At 43.3% G+C, this 17934-nt stretch carries 14 protein-coding genes; 5 read left to right on the top strand and 9 right to left on the bottom strand.

The window, feature by feature from the left end; all coding sequences use genetic code 11:
• Positions 1–32: 32 nt before the first annotated feature.
• The 4 genes from AC1DXF_RS06775 to dcd all read right to left on the bottom strand — a co-directional run bounded on the left by AC1DXF_RS06775 (position 33) and on the right by dcd (position 6340).
• Positions 33–2456 (bottom strand): carboxypeptidase-like regulatory domain-containing protein, encoded by a 2424-nt coding sequence (locus AC1DXF_RS06775; RefSeq protein ID WP_477447428.1) that lies wholly within the window; start codon positions 2454–2456, stop codon positions 33–35.
• Between the two features lie 63 nt (positions 2457–2519).
• A complete protein-coding gene (locus AC1DXF_RS06770) occupies positions 2520–5246 on the bottom strand; it encodes a TonB-dependent receptor (protein ID WP_477447426.1) in 2727 nt (908 codons plus the stop codon).
• A gap of 277 nt (positions 5247–5523) precedes the next feature.
• Positions 5524–5745, bottom strand: coding sequence for a hypothetical protein (locus tag AC1DXF_RS06765; protein WP_477447424.1), 222 nt, complete (start codon positions 5743–5745; stop codon positions 5524–5526).
• 58 nt (positions 5746–5803) lie between these two features.
• Positions 5804–6340 carry a dCTP deaminase gene (dcd, locus tag AC1DXF_RS06760; RefSeq protein ID WP_477447422.1) on the bottom strand — a complete coding sequence of 179 codons (537 nt, stop codon included), beginning with the start codon at positions 6338–6340 and terminating at the stop codon, positions 5804–5806.
• 202 nt (positions 6341–6542) lie between these two features.
• Between dcd and AC1DXF_RS06755 the strand changes: the two genes are divergently transcribed.
• The 3 genes from AC1DXF_RS06755 to AC1DXF_RS06745 are packed head-to-tail and all read left to right on the top strand — an operon-like array spanning position 6543 to position 8679.
• Complete coding sequence (locus tag AC1DXF_RS06755; RefSeq protein WP_477447420.1) at positions 6543–7187, top strand: 4'-phosphopantetheinyl transferase family protein; 645 nt, start codon at positions 6543–6545, stop codon at positions 7185–7187.
• Positions 7187–7945 carry a lipoyl(octanoyl) transferase LipB gene (lipB, locus tag AC1DXF_RS06750; protein ID WP_477447418.1) on the top strand — a complete coding sequence of 253 codons (759 nt, stop codon included), beginning with the start codon at positions 7187–7189 and terminating at the stop codon, positions 7943–7945. The genes AC1DXF_RS06755 and lipB overlap by 1 nt, the downstream gene beginning before the upstream one ends.
• Positions 7942–8679 (top strand): SGNH/GDSL hydrolase family protein, encoded by a 738-nt coding sequence (locus AC1DXF_RS06745; protein WP_477447416.1) that lies wholly within the window; start codon positions 7942–7944, stop codon positions 8677–8679. Before lipB ends, AC1DXF_RS06745 begins: the two co-directional genes overlap by 4 nt.
• A gap of 54 nt (positions 8680–8733) precedes the next feature.
• Here AC1DXF_RS06745 and AC1DXF_RS06740 read toward each other — a convergent pair whose 3' ends face one another.
• Positions 8734–9627, bottom strand: coding sequence for a hypothetical protein (locus tag AC1DXF_RS06740; protein ID WP_477447414.1), 894 nt, complete (start codon positions 9625–9627; stop codon positions 8734–8736).
• A 114-nt stretch (positions 9628–9741) separates the two neighbouring features.
• Between AC1DXF_RS06740 and AC1DXF_RS06735 the strand changes: the two genes are divergently transcribed.
• Positions 9742–10023 (top strand): ATP-dependent Clp protease adaptor ClpS, encoded by a 282-nt coding sequence (locus AC1DXF_RS06735; protein WP_477447412.1) that lies wholly within the window; start codon positions 9742–9744, stop codon positions 10021–10023.
• A gap of 152 nt (positions 10024–10175) precedes the next feature.
• Here the strand turns inward: AC1DXF_RS06735 and AC1DXF_RS06730 are convergent, their stop codons facing one another.
• From AC1DXF_RS06730 to ettA, 4 genes are all read right to left on the bottom strand, one after another.
• On the bottom strand, positions 10176–11243 hold the full coding sequence (locus AC1DXF_RS06730; RefSeq protein WP_477447410.1) for a branched-chain amino acid aminotransferase: 1068 nt from the start codon (positions 11241–11243) through the stop codon (positions 10176–10178).
• 108 nt (positions 11244–11351) lie between these two features.
• On the bottom strand, positions 11352–11897 hold the full coding sequence (locus AC1DXF_RS06725; RefSeq protein ID WP_477361050.1) for a hypothetical protein: 546 nt from the start codon (positions 11895–11897) through the stop codon (positions 11352–11354).
• A gap of 102 nt (positions 11898–11999) precedes the next feature.
• A complete protein-coding gene (locus AC1DXF_RS06720) occupies positions 12000–12536 on the bottom strand; it encodes a hypothetical protein (RefSeq protein ID WP_477447408.1) in 537 nt (178 codons plus the stop codon).
• A gap of 194 nt (positions 12537–12730) precedes the next feature.
• On the bottom strand, positions 12731–14413 hold the full coding sequence (gene ettA, locus AC1DXF_RS06715) for an energy-dependent translational throttle protein EttA (RefSeq protein WP_477447406.1): 1683 nt from the start codon (positions 14411–14413) through the stop codon (positions 12731–12733).
• A 915-nt stretch (positions 14414–15328) separates the two neighbouring features.
• Here ettA and AC1DXF_RS06710 point away from each other — a divergent pair.
• Positions 15329–17863: an ATP-dependent Clp protease ATP-binding subunit gene (locus AC1DXF_RS06710; protein WP_477447404.1), complete on the top strand. Its 2535-nt coding sequence runs from the start codon at positions 15329–15331 to the stop codon at positions 17861–17863.
• Positions 17864–17934 lie beyond the last annotated feature (71 nt).

Below are 17934 nucleotides of genomic sequence, written 5' to 3'. Positions count from 1 at the left end.
ATGGTTTTTCGTGAGCTTTGATAGCGTGTTCGTTACTCAACATTATAGCGGTAAACTATCCTGCCCAAATTACCGTCGGTATCAATTCCTTCTACGGTTACGCGGTAAGTGCCTTTGGTGTCGGCGTTAAAAAACTCAAATTCGGCAACGGCTTTGTCAACTATAACGGTTGGGTTCCAATAAATTGTTGTACGTAAATCGGGCTTTGAGCTGCTTTCATTGATTTTATCATATTTGGGCGAATAAAATTCCCTTGCCTTGTATAATCCGTTTGATTGGTATGTGATAACATCGGGTGTTGATGGTTTAATTGGGGTGCCCGAATGTTTCCTTGAAATTAAATAAAGTACTTCCCTTGCGCCTGTTGTCATATCCATTTGCCCGGTTGTTCTGATCACTTCGGCACTTTCAATATCTGTTAATAAAAGTGTACTGAAAATAGCAGGATCAATTATACTGCCGTCGAGTTTTACGAGCATCGGTGGCGGGTTTGGGTAATATTTTGCTATGGAACGTGCAGTATAAAAGGAAGCGCCTTCTGCCGAACTCCTCATCTCGATACCACGCAGGCGTACGCCCAAAAAAGTACTCAGGCTTTCTCCGGTCGGCTCTTTCGGGAAATCGTTTATCACCTGGTCGGGGTGTTCTGCATGGCTAAAAATGTCTTTTGGCGCATCCTTTTTGTCTTTTATCACCACTTCTTTAAGCTGTATAGTGCGCTTATCTAAGCTTAGTTTGAGTTGTTGTTTAACCTGCTTTTGGTAGGTAGATAATTCTTTTATCGTATCCTTTTCGCCGGATGTGTTTCTAAACGGCAATGATTTATAATCAGATGGCGTATCAAGCACAACCATTACATTTTTTTTATCCTTATCAGTGCGGGCCTGTATTACGTACCGGGCACTATCCTCGGGAAGCCTGTTAAAGCTGAATTTTCCGTTTTCATTGGTTACGGTATCCAACATAAAAATGCCCGCTTTGGTTGTTAACAGCTTTACTTTGCCGTTAGGTACCGGTTTGCCATCTAAGGTTTTTACGTATCCGGAAATCTGCAGTGATTTTTCGGCTTCAAATAGCGGTTGTTGATCCTTATTAGCTAATACCTGTTTCCATTCAAAACGACGATAACCCTGCGTAAGCATTAATATATCCAGGTCGGCCCGGGTTTTATCGGTTATATCAGTAGAGTAATAGTTGGGCTGCTCGATATACCCTTTAATATCCGAAGTAAGTAGCAAATTGTTCAGGATCGTGTTTTCTGACAATTCATCCACAGGTATAAAATCTTCGCTGATCACAGATACCGAAAAGCTTCCGGTAATATTGCTACCATTAGCAGTTTTGGCATCTAAGCTAAGTTGTACCTTTTGCCTGGCTGTTAAGGATTTGCTTGCCGATGTTATGTTGAGTTTGAGCGCATCGTTGTTTTGGATAAAGACTACACGTTCATTAAGCGGCTCGCCGTCAGCAGCAAGTAGTGTAAATCGTGTTATCCCCGTTGGAAAACGTTTTTTATCAATAACCGCGTTGAAACTTTGTGCTGCCAGCCTGAATCCGGCTGTATAACAAATTTTACCACCCGACTGTGCCAGCAGGTAATAACCTGCGCTTTTTTGAGTTTCAAATAATTTATTTGAGACAACTATGCGCACACTTAAACTATCTGCCTGGGTATTATTAATGGCGATGGCAAAACCATCGTCACGTGCTTTTGGTAAATCAAAGCTATACCGGCTACCATTTTTACACGTTATTTTAACTTTATAAAGTTTGCCTGCTGTTGGAGTAATAGCAAATACCCCCATCCCCAAATGATGGGTTTTAAATTCCGCTACTTCATTGTCGTCATTATCTGTTACTAATCCTTCCAGGTCTTCGCCCAGTCCTTTTTCATCTACCGACTTTACAGCTACTTTTGATCGCAGGCCGTTAATGAGCAGGCCTCCCTCCGGGAAAAACTGCACATCGGGCTTAGCCGTTATATTTTGTTTTTTTGCCTTTACAACTTGTAAATCACCTATGCTTATCTGTTGGCTAAAGAAATAAGCCGGATCATCGTTACGCATCCAATTAGTATAGGCCCGTAATTGATATTTACCCGTTTTTAACAAGGCGGGTAAGGCAATATCGCCCCAGCCTATGCCCAAGCTTAAAGGCAATGCCATCCGGCTTATTACCGAATCTTTTGCGTTAAGTAATACAATATGCACTACGTTGCTGATTGCCGATAAGGCATGGTTTTCGCCGGTTACCACGTAGGCCTTAAACCATAAGGTATCGCCGGGCATATAATGCTGTTTATCAAGGTGCAGGTACACTTTCTCGATAGGATTTACAGATGAATATTTTTCGATAGAATTGACAGTTCTGATTAAAATGCTGGTATCAGTTTGAGCAAAACTGTTTAAGGAGTAAAGCAAAGTACCCAGGAAAATGAAGGTTAGGCGAAATTTCATAAAAAAGCAATGAGCGCTATATCAGGATTAATATACGCAATAAACAAAATACTACAAACCCGCTTACTCTACCTTATAAGTATAAACCTGCCGGCCAAGGTTACCGTCAACATCAATCCCTTCAATTAAAATGCGGTAGGTGGCTTTAGCATCGGCGTTAAAAAACGAGAATGTTGCGTTGCCGTCTTTATCGGTGATAATATTCGGTTTCCAGTATATGGTTGAGCGTAGGTCCTGCATTTGAGTGTTTGTTTTTGGATCGTCATAAGCCGGCGAATAAAATTCACGGGCTTTGTAATAGCCCTTTGGCGCGTAGGTTACAACACCCGGCGCGTAACGGTTGTAAACAGAACCCTCGCCACCGCGTTTAGTAGTAATAACCAAAACGCCGCCGCCGCCACGAAAACCATAAATTGCAGTATTGCCTATAGAGCGTAAAACCTCAACGCTTCCTACGTCATTTACTGATAGGGTATTTAAATAATCGCCTTCCATCTGTACCCCATCAACCATAACGGTCATAGGTTGGCCCTGGCTCCGGGTTGAGTATGGCACGCCGTTCCTAAAAGTTACCCCAAATATTTTCATCTGTAAGGCATTGACAAACATACCGCCCATGTTTTCAAAATCTTTGTAAGTAAGCACCTGGTCGGCATTACCGGGGCCATTTAAGTTATTGGAGTTTTTAACAAGGTCTTTTTTGCTCTTTACGTCTTTTATAAACACTTCTTTCAACACAATGGTATGGTTGCCAATTCCATATTTAATATCCTCGTTAAACTTGCTTTTGCTGTTTTTAAGATAGCCGGCCTGGCCATCGCTGATGTTTACCTGTACATCAGGCGCGTTTTTGTTTTTACCGGCGACTTGCGGGGCAATATTATCCAGTTCAATTTCAAGGTTCTTACGGTCTTTGGCAGTACGTGCCTGTATCACAAAACGGATGCTGTCCCTGAAAACAAGGTCTTTAAAAACAAAGTTACCCTTGTCGTCAGATACCGTATCAATCATAAAAATGCCACCCGCTGTAGTAAATAACGTTACTTTACCCCTTACGACAGGTTTGCCCCAAACCGTTTTTAAATGGCCCGATATCTGTAACGTTTTTTCGGGTTTATAAACTATTGGGTTAAAATTATCATTCAGTATTTTCTTCCATTCAAAACGGCGATAGCCTTGGGTCATGAGCAGTATATCCAGATCGGCCTGTGCATTTGCGTTCGCGTTGTGAAAATAATAGCCCGGTTTTTCGATATATCCTTTCAAATCGGACGAAAGCAGGATGTTTGATAGGATAGTTTCTTCGGCCGTTTCATCAACCGAAACTTTTGACAGATCGATAACCGCGGCCGAGAAACTGGCGCTTACTGGTTTGTCTTCTGTATTTTTAGCGTTCAGGTTGATGGTCACCTTTTCGCGCGACGCGTATTTTTGCTTGTCGGCGGTTACCGAAAGTTTTAAATCATCGTTGTTTTTTACAAATACAAGGCGCTCGTTTAGCGGTTCGCCTTTGTCAGAGAACAACGTAAACTGCACAATGCCCGATGGGAATTTGCTTTTGGGTATTGTTGCAGTAAATGTTTTACCTCCGTCGGGACTGTTGCCCGCATAATAAATCTGGCCGCCTACCTGGGCCACCAGCAAAAGGCGGCCGGCCGGAATAGCGCTATTTAATAGCTCTTTACCCGGTAATATGGTAACATCTATATCATCATCGGCCGAATTATCTATATCTAAAGAATATCCGTTATCAACGGCCCGGGGTAAATCAAATACCCCTTCGGAGCCATCAGGGTAGGTAACATGAGCCTTGTAAGTTTTTTCTGCAGATGGCACAAATTTAAAAACACCCATGCCCAGGTGGGTGCTGTTAAAGGTGGTAGCCATTTGGTTTTGGTCATCTACTACGGTTCCTTTAATATCTACCCCCAAACCATCGGCGCCAATTGCCTTAAATGCAATTTTTGAGTTTACTCCATTAACCAGGGTGCCACCTTCGGGAAAAAACTGCATATCGATTTTATCAGATACCGCCTTTATGGCAATTGTTTTATCGGCCGTTTTCTTGTCGGCGTATTTGATGGTGGTTAAAATTTGACCGGTGGGCGCCAAATCATTAGTGGTATTTATAAAGCTTGCATTAATATTGCCTTTATCGTCGGTAATGCCTTTGCCTTTAAAAACAGTTTTGCCATTGAGTTGTATGTGGTAACTTACTTCTTTAGCCACGTAAGGTTCGCCGTTGATATTGCTATAAGTAATAACCGCGTCTATCTTTTGTTTGCCGTTTTGGGTGGTGTAGGTAAACGCCGTTTTAGTAAAAACATCATTCCTGATGCTATTTACAATGGTGATCGTTTTATCAAAAAAATAGGCTTCGCTTTCGTTGCGCATCCAGTTGGTATAGGCGCGGATGCGGTAGGTGCCTTCCTGCATCGAATCGGCTAGGGCAAAATCGCCATTGGCCAGGCCGCTGATTAATGGTAGTTTGATACTTCGCTTTACAGAGTCGTTTTCGTCAATCAGGTCAACATTGAGTATTTCGCTTAATGCCGAGAGCTGGTGTTTGTTGCCGATAGTTACATATGCCTTAAACCAGATATCATCACCAATGGCATAGCTGGACTTATCAAATTGCAGGTAAACTTTTTCCTGCGGATGCTCCGCCCGCCATTTATCGAGCTGGTCGACCATTTTACGCAGCAGTTCTTCGCCAGGGCCTTTGAAACTCAAAATAGCTGTAGCGATAACAGTTATCAATAAACCGGCAAAAAGATGTTTGTTTTTCATCAGGTAAATAATTTTCAATCTACAGAAAATATTATAATAGTATTATAACAAGTGTGTTACGAGGGGATTGCCGAAAGCTGGCTCAGGTTTTACGTGTTACGTTATAAGTTTTACGTTGAAAGAACGGTGCTTAAGGTTACGGTTTTTGTTTTTCATAGGTAGAGGTTTTTGTGGTTGGCAGTTAGACTGCCGGTTTAGGTAAAGGTTTAATTGCTTAGAAAAAAAATATTGGCCGTCGCTGTTCGATGTATTTTATACATTCCTGCCACGGTTGGTTTCAGTCACGACGAATCTGACCGCAGCCTGCCTGTATTGCGTTTTCCATAAGCAAGATATCTTTTTTTGATATTTTACCAAGAAAATTATGTGAAGACGGACGGCTAACCGATTCCGTATTTACCGCGGTAGTTAAGATATGCTCAATTTGACCTAATGCCTTTTCGCTTCTTAAACGGATCAGCTCTTCAATTAAATGCAGTTTTCTGGCTTCTGTAAACATCCAACTTAAATTGTTTTATTAACAAACGTAAAACGTACCACGTCCAACCTACAACGTATCAAAACTTATTCTTCCACATCATACTTTCAACCGGGCGGGTAGTGGGGTTGTTGTATTTGGCGTTGTTTTTGGTGTTGTACAGGGTTTCAATTTCGCCCTCAACGGCAAAATAAATCAGCTGGCCAATGGGCATGCCGGCGTATACGCGTACGGGTTGGGCGCATGATATTTCCAATGTCCAGGTGTTGCAAAATCCAACATCGCCTTTGCCGGCCGTGGCATGTATATCAATACCCAAACGCCCCGTGCTCGATTTTCCTTCCAAAAAGGGTACATGTTTATGGGTTTCGGTATACTCTACCGTTACGCCCAGGTAAAGGGTATTGGGCTGTAGTACAAAGCCCTCTTTAGGTATTTCAAAGGCATCAATCTCGTTATGTTTTTTAGCATCAAGTACCCTATCGCGGTAAGTAGCCAGGTGTTTACCCAAATGCACATCATAGGAATTGGTACCAAGTTGCTCACGGGCAAACGGTTCAATAATAATGGTACCTTTTTCTATCTCTTCGAGGATGCGCTTGTCAGATAATATCATAGTAATATTTGATGAGGGGCGAAAATATAACTAATTACCGCAACAGGCAACAACAAACAACCAAACATTGTTGAAATTGATTGTTGAATAGGTTTTGGCATACAGTTAATTAACAATCAATCGTTTATGAATATGATGTGGCAATTATTATAATTAAATTTATTTGGCATAAGTTTGCGTCCGATTTTGCAATTTTACTTTTATGGCGATAGCATACAGGCAGCGTATTGATGATGATACTGAGTTTGCACTCTGGAAAATAGAGGAGCAGGCAGATGACCTGTATAAGCAATTGCAATTGGATGAGGATGAGAAAGCTTACGTTGAAAAGCTAAGCCACAGTAAACGGTACCTGCATTGGCTTGGTACCCGCGTATTGTTGCGTAAAATGCTGAGCACCGATGAATATATTGATTGCAAAGTAGACGTGCATGGTAAACCTTACCTGGTAAACCTGCCATACCATATTTCGCTGAGCCATTCGTTTGATTATGCCGCGGTGATGATCAGCAAAACCCATAAAGTAGGTATTGACATTGAGCAGATAAAAGAAAAGGTGGAACGGATAGCCACTAAATTTATGCGTGCCGATGAACTCGCTTTTATTGGCGAGGATAAAAAGATTGAACATCTGTACGTGTGCTGGTGTGCCAAAGAAGCGGTTTATAAATGTAACGGGCAAAAAGAGGTATCATTTGTTGATAATATTTTTTTGGCGCCTTTTAACTTTGAACACCATGGTGTACTAAATGCCAACCTGCATAAAAATGAACTTAATTTGGATTATACGGTTGGCTATATGCAATACGCCGATTATATGATTGGCTACGTAAAAGGGGATAGGTGATGAAAAACAAAAAAGTATTTTTTCAGGATTGGGGCCTGATAGATTACCAGCGGGCCTGGGACAGGCAGGAAGACCTTTTTTCGGCAACGGTAAAAACCAAGCTGGATAACCGCAATAACGAGCTGGCTTACGGGGAGGCAGCTAAGGTATTGGTTCCCACAAACACATTTGAACCTTTTGAAGCCGATGAAACCTTCAATTATCTTGTTTTTTGCGAACACCCCCATGTGTATACCTTAGGCAAAAGCGGCAAGCCAGAGCACTTGCTATTGGATGAAGCCGGGCTGAAAGCAAAGCAGGCCGTTTACTATACTATTAACCGTGGCGGCGATATTACCTATCATGGTCCGGGACAAATAGTATCGTACCCAATATTGGACCTGGATAATTTTTTTACCGACATTCACCTCTATCTGCGCACGCTGGAAGAGGCTGTGATATTAACCCTGGCCGATTATGGTTTAAAGGCAGGCCGTTACCCGGGTTACACCGGTGTTTGGTTTGATGCCGATAACGAAAAGGCGCGCAAAATTTGCGCTATGGGCGTGCGCTGCAGCCGTTGGGTAACCATGCATGGGCTGGCATTTAACGTAAACCCAAACCTCGGTTATTTTAAAAACATTGTGCCTTGCGGTATTGATGATAAGGCCGTAACTTCCATGCAGCAGGAGCTTGGCTACGAGGTTAATATAAATGAAGTAAAAGAAATCCTTAAGCACCATATTTCCGTATTGTTTGATATGGAGATGTTGTCATGAAAGCACTACTTTTAATTTTATTTTCGATAAGTGCGCTAACCGCGTGCTCAAAAAAGACCGACCCGATGCAAAATATTAATAGCGGCCCCATCCCGTCGCCGACAGATACGGTACCGGTAACCGGAGCTGTAACAGATACCCTGAGCTACCTTGCCTTGGGCGATTCGTATACCATAGGCCAGTCTGTAACGGCGTCAGAGTCATTCCCGTATCAGCTTGCAGCCAGCCTGCCAGGGTTTAAAATTGCCGAGCCTACCGTCATCGCCCGTACGGGTTGGATAACCGACCAGTTAATAGATGCAATTAAAAGCAGCGCCGTTAACGATAAAACGTACGATTTTGTGACCCTGCTTATTGGCGTTAACGACCAGTATGGGGGCTACAGCAAAGATAACTATCGTATAAAATTTGCAGCTGTTTTAAACACGGCTATCAAGTTTGCAAAAGGCAATAAAAAGCATGTATTTGTTTTATCTATTCCGGATTACGGTGTAACGCCCTTTGCCAATGGCAATGATGCCGTTATCGGTCCCGAAATAGACCTGTTTAATGCCATTAACCTGGATGAGAGCAAAAAGGCAGGGGTTATTTACGTTGATATTACTGCCATATCAAAACAGGCCGCGTTTGACCTCAGCCTTTTGGCTAACGACAGGTTGCATCCATCTGCCAAAATGTACTACCAGTGGGTATTAAAACTTATACCCGAGATACTGGCGCAGTTTAAAAAATAGGCCTGGGTTTTGGTCGGTTTTAATCGACTTAAACCCAAACCCGATAACTAATCCTTAATTTTTATTGAGGTAAAACTTTTCCCAAAAATCGGTTGATTTGGATAGCTCGCTGCGGCCGCCTTCTGCGCCGCCGCCACTGAAGCCGCCTCCGCGACCGCCCCTGCCGCCACGTCCGCCGCCACCTCCCATACCGCCGCCGCTACCTCCCATACCACCGCCACGTCCTCCGCGACCACCGCCGCCGCCCATGCTGCCTCCTTGCCGTTCACCATTGTTTTCCGTTCCGTCACCTTTGGGTTTTTGGATGCCATTTATTTTGAAATTGAACGCCCACTCGGTTTTGAACTGGTCATCGGCATGGAAAAAACTTAGGGGTATGGCCATTTCATAAATGAGGTTGCCTTCGGTATCGTAATCAATGGCAGCTTTAATTCCGTAGGTATTTGAGGTGGTGATCATGTCGCCTTCAATATCTTTAAAGCCAACCACCTTAATATCGCGCAGCTTGGTTATGCGCTCGCGCTGCAAATCGTCGCGGTCTTGTTGGGTAACTTCGGTATTGTCGTCGGGGCGTTTGCCAAAATCGGGTTTACTGCCTGGTTCGGCTAAGGGGAAGGTGAGCGAGAAGCTTTCCTTCTTTTTGCCTTTGGTATCAATGCTTAGGGTAATGCCTGCATTAAGCGCACGCATCTGGTCCATTTTATCGGTTATTTTGATGGCAGCGTAAAGGGTAGTTGGGTCATTAGCCAACGCGTAGTTCAGTTTCCTGTCTTCGTTAAAGTAGCGCAGGCTATCGCCCCAGTCCTTGTCGTCACCATCTACTTTGATGGTTGGAGGTGGGGGCTGTAACCTGACCGGGCCGTTTTTTGGTGCCTGGGCGTTTGCCGTGGCCATGGCAAATACTTGAACTGCTAATGGGATGATAATGTAAACAGCGATTTTTTTCATGATGTTTAGATTGTCCGGTGTGTAGCAGGCACACCGTTGGGGTATGATTTTTAAGTGAATTGAACACGATTTTACCGTTTTTATTATTGTTTTTGAGTAATTTTGTAGTTACGTATGCCAACTGAAACACAGGAAGAAACATTTACCCTCGAAGAATTACTGGCAGGACTTAAGGAAGTTCACCGCCTGATATTATGGAACGATGATTTCAACACGTTTGACCATGTGATCCATTGTATGATGAAGTACCTCGATTACTCCGAACCACAGGCGGAAAAAATAGCCTGGAAGGTACATAATGAAGGGAAGTGCGCAGTGCTGGAAGGTTCCTTTACCGAAATGGAGATTTTCCGTAAAATTCTTCAGCAGGAAGGGCTGACTGTATCGGTCGATTAACGTTGTATGTGGTACGTTTGACGTTGTACGTTTGCCGGAATGGGAGGAAATTAAAGTAATTTAGATATAATAAAAAAGGGAGGAACGCCATGGCGCTCCTCCCTTTTTACTTTTTAAAACGTATAACGTACAACGTAACACGTCAAACGTCTTTACCCAACCAGATAATTCCATCCATGAGTATCTTCGGCCCTGCCGTATTTAATGGCATCAAGGGTAGCCAACACTTTTTGCGAAAATTCGCGCGTTTTTGGATCGCTCAGGAAATATTCTTCGCCATCAACACTTATCGAGCCAACTGATGCTATTGTTGCGGCAGTGCCTGCGCCAAAAGCATCGGTTAGTTTGCCGGTTTTGGCGCCTTCAATAATTTCGGCAACAGAAACTTTGCGGGTTTCAACCGGGATGCCCCACTCTTTGGCCAGCGCGATAACGGTATCGCGGGTTACGCCATCTAAAATGGTATCTTTTGCTTCGGCGGTTATCAGTTTGCCATCCAGCATAAACATGGCGTTTGCAGCGCCCATTTCTTCAACGTATTTATGTTCTTTTGCATCTGTCCATATCAATTGGTCAAAGCCTTCTTCTGCCGCTTTGCGGGCGGGCAGCATCGATCCGCCGTAGTTACCGGCTGCTTTTGCAAAGCCCATACCGCCTTCGGCAGCGCGGGTGTAGTAGGTTTCAATTTTTACGCGCAGTGTTTTTGAAAAATACGGGCCAACCGGGCCGCACAATACCATGTATTTATACGTTGCCGATGGCGTTACACCCAGGTAAGGGTCGGTAGCAAACATGAACGGGCGGATGTATAAAGCATGGTTTGGTTTTGACGGTACCCACTCGCGGTCAAGGTCGACAACGGCGGCCATGCTTTGCAAAAATATTTCTTCGGGCAGGGCAGGCATACAAAGCCTTTCTGCCGATTTGTTTAAACGGATGGCGTTTTTATCAGGACGGAAAATGGTTACTTTTCCATCGGCATGTTTGTAGGCTTTTAAACCTTCAAAAAACGCCTGGCCATAATGCAGGGCCGAAATTGCAGGGCTTAAACCAATCTCGCCGTAGGGAATGACCTGCAGGTTTTTCCATTCACCATCAGCATAATCGGCCACAAACATGTGGTCAGAAAATGTTTTTCCGAAAGGTAAGTTGTCAAAATCCGTTTCTGCTAAACGGGAATGCGTGGTCTTGGTGATCTTGATGTCCAGCGTCTCTGTCATGGCCTTAAGTATTATTTATTAGAAAACGGCAAGTTAGGGATTTTTTTAATGAGTTAAGTTAAGGAATTGATACTAAGTGTGTTTTTTTGACGGAGGGTTGAAGAGTTATTAATTCTTCTTTAAGAACTTTTGATTTTTTATAACATCATATCCAAGTAAACCTTTGTCGAGCGTGAGTATGACTATGTCAAGATTTTTAAGGTTTGAGGTGTCACATGAAAATACCAGATCTCTTTGCACCTCTTCATATTCAACTTTTATATTAAGGATATAACAGCCATTTCTATTACTATAGGAATGCTCTGAATGTAAAATAGGCAAGGTTACAGAATATATGTCTCCTTTGCCCCAGTAAAAATTGACGGCCATAAAAAGGGCGGCAACTACGCCTCCCCAGGAAATTGTATTAAACACATATTGCCAGAGTAATCCACTTCCGTCCAAAGTTTGCCGAAGGGTGTTAAGAAAAAACGGTGTTGAAAGTACCCCGCTAATAATATATAAGGAAACAGGGATGTATATTGGAATGAATGTTTTTTGATAAACATGTATTTCAAATATGGTTGACGCCAATCCAATAAAAAATAGTATAGTAAAAAATATTTTACTATGTTGATTGTCGACTTGTTTGAGAGGAGCAATGTGTTTTTTCACAAATAAGTACTGATTGAAGAGTTCTAATTTTAAGCGCAGGGACTTACTTTCTGTAGATAGCAAATCGAGATCAGCGCTAATCGTTCTTGATTTGCCCCGTGCCTACCTAATTGATGTAAGGTTATCTTTATAAACAATCTTCCCACCCGGCCCTAATTCTAAATTCCCGCCATTTATCACCCAATCTTTTACATTATCAGATATTCTCCAGATGCTGTTCAATTTATGGAGCCTTTTATCAATTAAACGTGATACTCTTATGCCCCAATTTTTATGCTTTTGCCTTAGTGCCTCATGTTCTACCCATCCGGCCTTATAAAAAATACGACCAGGGGAAATTAATGATGATGTTCTTTTACAATCGGTAAATTGTATGATGGGGTCTCTGTAATTGTTGAATACATACTGGTCCTTATTAAATCCATGATTCATTTTTACCCCTTTCGCTTCCCTAAATTCATTTTTTAACCAAAGCGTAAAGTAGTCAGCATCAATTGACGTGGTGATCTTGCTAACAGGGACTGGCTTTTCTTGTTCAAAAGCGCCTCCGATAAAGACGTCAACTTCACCTGTATCGATAAGGGCATTCAATATACCTATCGTTTCGTCACGGGTTATGAAAAAGTTTAACTGGCTCATTGATGTGTAGAAGATTCAGGTTAGGGCTTGACGAAGACTTACGAAGTTTTTAAAACTTCGTAAGTCTGGGATGTATATGATAATTGCGAACCTTTAAAGTTGATCTGCACAGTTCGCGATTGCTTCGTTCCTCGCAATGACATAGCGGTGAGCAATATAAAAGTCTCCCCTTCCGGGGGAGATTTATAGGGGGCTTACACCGTCAACTTCTTATACTTAATCCTCTTCGGCGCAACATCACCCAAACGTTTCTTGCGGTTTTCCTCGTAATCAGAATAATTACCTTCAAAGAAGTAAACCTGCGAGTTGCCTTCAAATGCCAGGATGTGGGTACAAATCCTATCCAGGAACCAGCGGTCGTGGCTGATGACTACGGCGCAGCCGCCAAAGTTTTCAAGGGCTTCTTCCAGCGCACGTAAGGTGTTTACGTCGATATCGTTGGTCGGCTCATCCAGCAGCAATACGTTCGACCCTTTTTTGAGGGTGATAGACAGGTGTACCCGGTTACGCTCACCGCCCGATAGTACGCCTACTTTTTTCTGCTGATCGGCGCCGTTAAAGTTAAATTTGGAAACGTATGCACGGGAATTTAAGGGTTTGTTGCCCACCATAATGGTTTCCAGACCGCCGGTAACGTTTTCCCAAACAGATTTGTTGGGGTCAAGGTCGTCGTGCATCTGGTCAACATAACCTAAGGCTACGGTTGGGCCTACGCGGAAGGTACCTGCATCCGGCTGGTCCTGCCCGGTAATTAAACGGAACAACGTGGTTTTACCCGCGCCATTGGGGCCTATGATGCCTACAATACCTGCGGGAGGTAACGAGAAGCTCAGGTTATCGAACAATAATTTATCGCCGTATGATTTGCTTACGCCGTTGGCTTCAATCACCACATTACCCAAACGCGGGCCTGGGGGGATAAACAACTCCAGTTTATCTTCGCGTTCCTTGGTTTCTTCGGATGCCAGTTTCTCGTAATTTCCCAAGCGGGCTTTTGATTTGGCGTGGCGGCCTTTTGGTCCCATGCGTACCCACTCCAGCTCACGCTCCAGGGTTTTCTGGCGTTTGCTCTCGGTTTTGTCTTCCTGTGCCAAACGCTTCGCTTTTTGATCTAACCATGAGGAATAATTTCCCTTCCATGGGATACCTTCTCCACGGTCCAACTCCAGGATCCATCCCGCCACGTTATCCAAAAAGTACCTGTCGTGCGTTACGGCTATAACGGTACCTTTATATTGTTGTAAGTGTTGCTCCAGCCAATCTATCGATTCGGCATCTAAGTGGTTGGTAGGCTCATCCAATAGCAATACGTCCGGTTCTTTTAATAATAAGCGGCACAAAGCCACGCGACGGCGCTCGCCACCGGATAGTACCGAAATTTTGGTATCAGGTTCAGGACAGCGCAGGGCATCCATTGCGCGTTCCAGCTTGGTATCAAGCTCCCATGCGTTTACGGCGTCAATCTGGTCCTGCAATTCGCCCTGGCGGTTCATCAGCTTGTCCATTTTGTCTGCATCGCTGTAGTATTCTTCCAGGCCAAATTTTTCGTTTATCTCTTCGTATTCCTTTAATAAGGCCGTGGTTTCGGCAACGCCTTCTTCCACAATTTCGCGTACGGTTTTCTCAGGATCAAGCTCGGGCTCCTGGCTCAGGTAACCAACAGTATAACCGGGCGAGAAAACAACCTCGCCTATATTGGTTTTATCAATGCCTGCAATAATTTTTAATAAGGACGATTTACCCGAACCATTTAAGCCGATAACGCCGATTTTGGCGCCATAAAAAAACGATAGGTAAATGTTTTTTAATACTGTTTTTTGCGGGGGATAAACTTTGCTAACCCCAGCCATTGAAAAAATGATCTTTTCGTCTGCCATTATAATTGATTTGAAATGCTGATGAATATCTTATGGTGTTGGCGCATGTCTCTATAAATAAACGAATTGTCATTCCGAACGCAGGCGACGACTCACCCCGACCAGGCTTCGCCGGTCGACCCTCTCTCCGGCTTCGCCGCATAGAGGGTAAGCGCAATTAAAAAATAACCATAATCTACCTTCCAGCAAAGCTGAAAAGAAGACGCAGGAGAATTTTTAACTCTTCAAGCCCCTCTTTCCACCGCAGGTGAAGAGAGGGTGGCGGGCGTAGCCTCGCCGGGTGAGTCTTTCCTTGGTTTGCCCCGCCATGCTAACGCTCTCGAAGCGCACCCCAAAATTCCTCGCCCGAATAACATTTCTTTATTTTAAGAACTATATCCACACGATAAATAAGTATCGCAACAAATATGAGTAAAATTGATGGATTCGGTTAAAAAACCGGTGGCAGAAAAATTATTTACTGCCAAATACAAATCCATATTAATTTATACATACTTGTAAGTATTTAATTGCGTTTAACACAGTAAAATGGCAACTGTTTTGCTTGTATTTGCGTACATATAGGTGAACAGAACGTAAATATTATGTTAATGCCTTTATGGCATATGTTATGACGAAATGCCTGTTTTGTTGTTATCGTTATAATTTATTAACACAATGTTTAAACTATTTTGAATTTTTTGTATCAAACTGGTGGGTTTCGTTCGTATATTGTAAAAAAATTAGGTGATTGTTGGATTTTTTGATAAAAATTATTGATTAAACCCAAACTTTAATAGCTTGCGTATCATATCAATGTCTGTTTCTGCAAAGTGTTAAATGTTGGCAATATTGTTGATAAAAGTTAATTCACGCGTCGGGTTTGTAAAAACAAAATTTATAGATTGCGGCGTTCATAATAATTGAAAGGTATATATGGAAGCTAAATTTTCGCCGAGGGTTAAAGATGTCATTCAATACAGCAGAGAAGAGGCATTACGCCTTGGGCACGACTATATAGGAACAGAGCATCTTTTACTGGGCCTCATCAGGGATGGTGATGGCGTAGCAATTAAATTGCTGAAAGGTTTGAACGTTGATACTGCAAAGCTTCGCCGTGCTGTGGAAGATGCCGTTAAAGGTACCATTGGAACCAATGTACACATAGGCAGCATCCCCCTGACCAAGCAAGCCGAAAAAGTATTAAAAATTACTTATCTGGAAGCCAAAATATTTAAAAGTGATGTAATTGGAACCGAGCACCTGCTGCTATCTATATTACGCGATGAAGATAATATCGCATCGCAGATATTGGTACAGTTTAACGTAAACTACGAGGTGTTTAAAGGTGAAGTGGAATCACATAAAAACGATGTAACCGATGAAATGCCCGGATCGCCAACCGGTGGCGATGACGACTTTAAAGAAGAGGAATCATTCAGCCAGCCTAAAAAGGTATCCGACATTAAATCAAAAACACCGGTGCTTGACAACTTTGGCCGCGACTTAACCCGCGCTGCCGAGGATGGTAAACTTGACCCGATTGTTGGCCGTGAAAAAGAAATTGAAAGAGTATCACAAATTCTTTCGCGCCGTAAAAAGAACAACCCTATATTAATAGGTGAGCCGGGTGTGGGTAAATCTGCCATTGCAGAAGGCCTGGCACTCCGCATTATTCAGCGCAAAGTATCGCGGGTATTGTTTAACAAACGCGTGGTAACGCTTGACCTGGCTTCATTGGTTGCCGGTACAAAATACCGCGGCCAGTTTGAAGAGCGTATGAAAGCGGTGATGAATGAACTGGAAAAATCACCTGACGTAATTTTATTTATTGATGAAATTCATACTATAGTTGGCGCAGGTGGTGCTTCAGGCTCGCTTGATGCATCAAATATGTTTAAGCCAGCTTTGGCAAGGGGCGAAATTCAATGCATCGGCGCAACTACTTTAGATGAGTACCGCCAATACATCGAAAAGGATGGCGCGTTGGACCGTCGTTTCCAAAAGGTAATGGTTGAGCCGGCTACCCCGGTAGAAACTATCGAGATACTGAACCGCATCAAAGAAAAATACGAAGAGCACCATGGTGTAACTTACACTCCGGAAGCTATTAATGCCTGCGTTAACTTAACTACCCGTTACATTACCGATAGGTTTTTACCGGATAAGGCTATTGATGCTTTGGACGAATCGGGTTCGCGCGTGCACTTAACCAACATCCATGTTCCTCAAAATATCCTGGATATTGAGCAAAAAATTGAGCAGATCAAGATAGAGAAAAACAAGGTTGTACGCAGCCAGAAATACGAAGAAGCTGCCCAGTTACGTGATACTGAAAAGAATTTGATTGCCGAGCTTGACCAGGCCAAAGCCGTTTGGGAAGCCGAAACCAAATCAAAACGCTACACCGTAACCGAGGATAATGTTGCCGAAGTAGTATCCATGATGACAGGCATCCCTGTACAAAGGGTGGGCCAGGCCGATAGCCAAAAGCTATTGCATATGAGCGATACCGTTGCCAGCAAGATTATTGGCCAGGATGATGCTATTAAAAAGTTAACCCGTGCTATACAACGTACACGCGCCGGCTTAAAGGATCCTAAAAAGCCAATTGGTTCGTTTATTTTCCTGGGCCCTACAGGTGTTGGTAAAACCGAGCTTGCCAAAGAGCTTGCCCGCTTTATGTTTGATACCGAAGACGCGCTGATTCAAATTGATATGAGCGAGTACATGGAGAAATTCGCGGTCTCTCGTTTAGTAGGAGCGCCTCCGGGCTACGTAGGTTACGAAGAAGGCGGACAGCTGACCGAAAAAGTACGCCGTAAACCATACGCCGTAGTATTGCTGGATGAGATTGAAAAAGCTCACCCCGATGTATTTAATATATTGTTACAGGTATTGGATGAAGGCCAGCTGACCGATTCGTTGGGCCGCAAGGTTGATTTCAGGAACACCATCATCATCATGACCTCGAACATCGGCGCCCGCCAGTTGAAAGACTTTGGACAGGGTGTAGGTTTCAGCACCAATGCTAAAAACTTACAGGCCGACACACATTCAAGAGGCGTTATAGAAAATGCGTTGAAACGTGCTTTCGCCCCTGAATTTTTGAACCGTATCGATGATGTTATCGTGTTTAACTCATTAGGTAAAGACGAGATATTCAAGATCATCGATATCGAACTGGCATTCCTGTTTAGCCGTGTAAATGGCCTGGGATACAAAATTGAGCTTACTGAAGCCGCTAAGGAATTCATAGCCGAAAAAGGTTACGACTCGCAATTCGGGGCACGTCCGTTAAAACGCGCTATCCAGAAATACCTGGAAGACCCGATTGCCGAAGAGATCCTGAAAGGTGAGTTGAGCGAAGGTGATATTATGAAAGTTGATTTCGACAAGGAAACCAGCCAGATCACCATCATCGACGAAAAAGGCGAAAGCAAAACCCCAACCGAAGAGGAAACCAAATAAGCAAGGGCTTATTTAAAAATACAACCCCGTTTGCGCAGGCAGGCGGGGTTTTTTGCTTTTGTAGAGACGCA

It is taken from the genome of Mucilaginibacter sp. P2_A5, assembly GCF_056404995.1.
This window is presented reverse-complemented; position numbering and strand designations above follow the sequence as displayed.

Bases quoted from the DNA above. Each gene is read 5' to 3' on its own strand.
- AC1DXF_RS06710 (WP_477447404.1), top strand. From the start codon at position 15,329: ATGGAAGCTAAATTTTCGCCGAGGGTTAAAGATGTCATTCAATACAGC.
- AC1DXF_RS06745 (WP_477447416.1), top strand. From the start codon at position 7,942: ATGAAAGCACTACTTTTAATTTTATTTTCGATAAGTGCGCTAACCGCG.
- AC1DXF_RS06720 (WP_477447408.1), bottom strand. From the start codon at position 12,536: ATGAGCCAGTTAAACTTTTTCATAACCCGTGACGAAACGATAGGTATA.
- AC1DXF_RS06740 (WP_477447414.1), bottom strand. From the start codon at position 9,627: ATGAAAAAAATCGCTGTTTACATTATCATCCCATTAGCAGTTCAAGTA.
- AC1DXF_RS06765 (WP_477447424.1), bottom strand. From the start codon at position 5,745: ATGTTTACAGAAGCCAGAAAACTGCATTTAATTGAAGAGCTGATCCGT.
- dcd (WP_477447422.1), bottom strand. From the start codon at position 6,340: ATGATATTATCTGACAAGCGCATCCTCGAAGAGATAGAAAAAGGTACC.
- lipB (WP_477447418.1), top strand. From the start codon at position 7,187: ATGAAAAACAAAAAAGTATTTTTTCAGGATTGGGGCCTGATAGATTAC.
- ettA (WP_477447406.1), bottom strand. From the start codon at position 14,413: ATGGCAGACGAAAAGATCATTTTTTCAATGGCTGGGGTTAGCAAAGTT.
- AC1DXF_RS06735 (WP_477447412.1), top strand. From the start codon at position 9,742: ATGCCAACTGAAACACAGGAAGAAACATTTACCCTCGAAGAATTACTG.
- AC1DXF_RS06775 (WP_477447428.1), bottom strand. From the start codon at position 2,456: ATGAAATTTCGCCTAACCTTCATTTTCCTGGGTACTTTGCTTTACTCC.
- AC1DXF_RS06755 (WP_477447420.1), top strand. From the start codon at position 6,543: ATGGCGATAGCATACAGGCAGCGTATTGATGATGATACTGAGTTTGCA.
- AC1DXF_RS06770 (WP_477447426.1), bottom strand. From the start codon at position 5,246: ATGAAAAACAAACATCTTTTTGCCGGTTTATTGATAACTGTTATCGCT.
- AC1DXF_RS06730 (WP_477447410.1), bottom strand. From the start codon at position 11,243: ATGACAGAGACGCTGGACATCAAGATCACCAAGACCACGCATTCCCGT.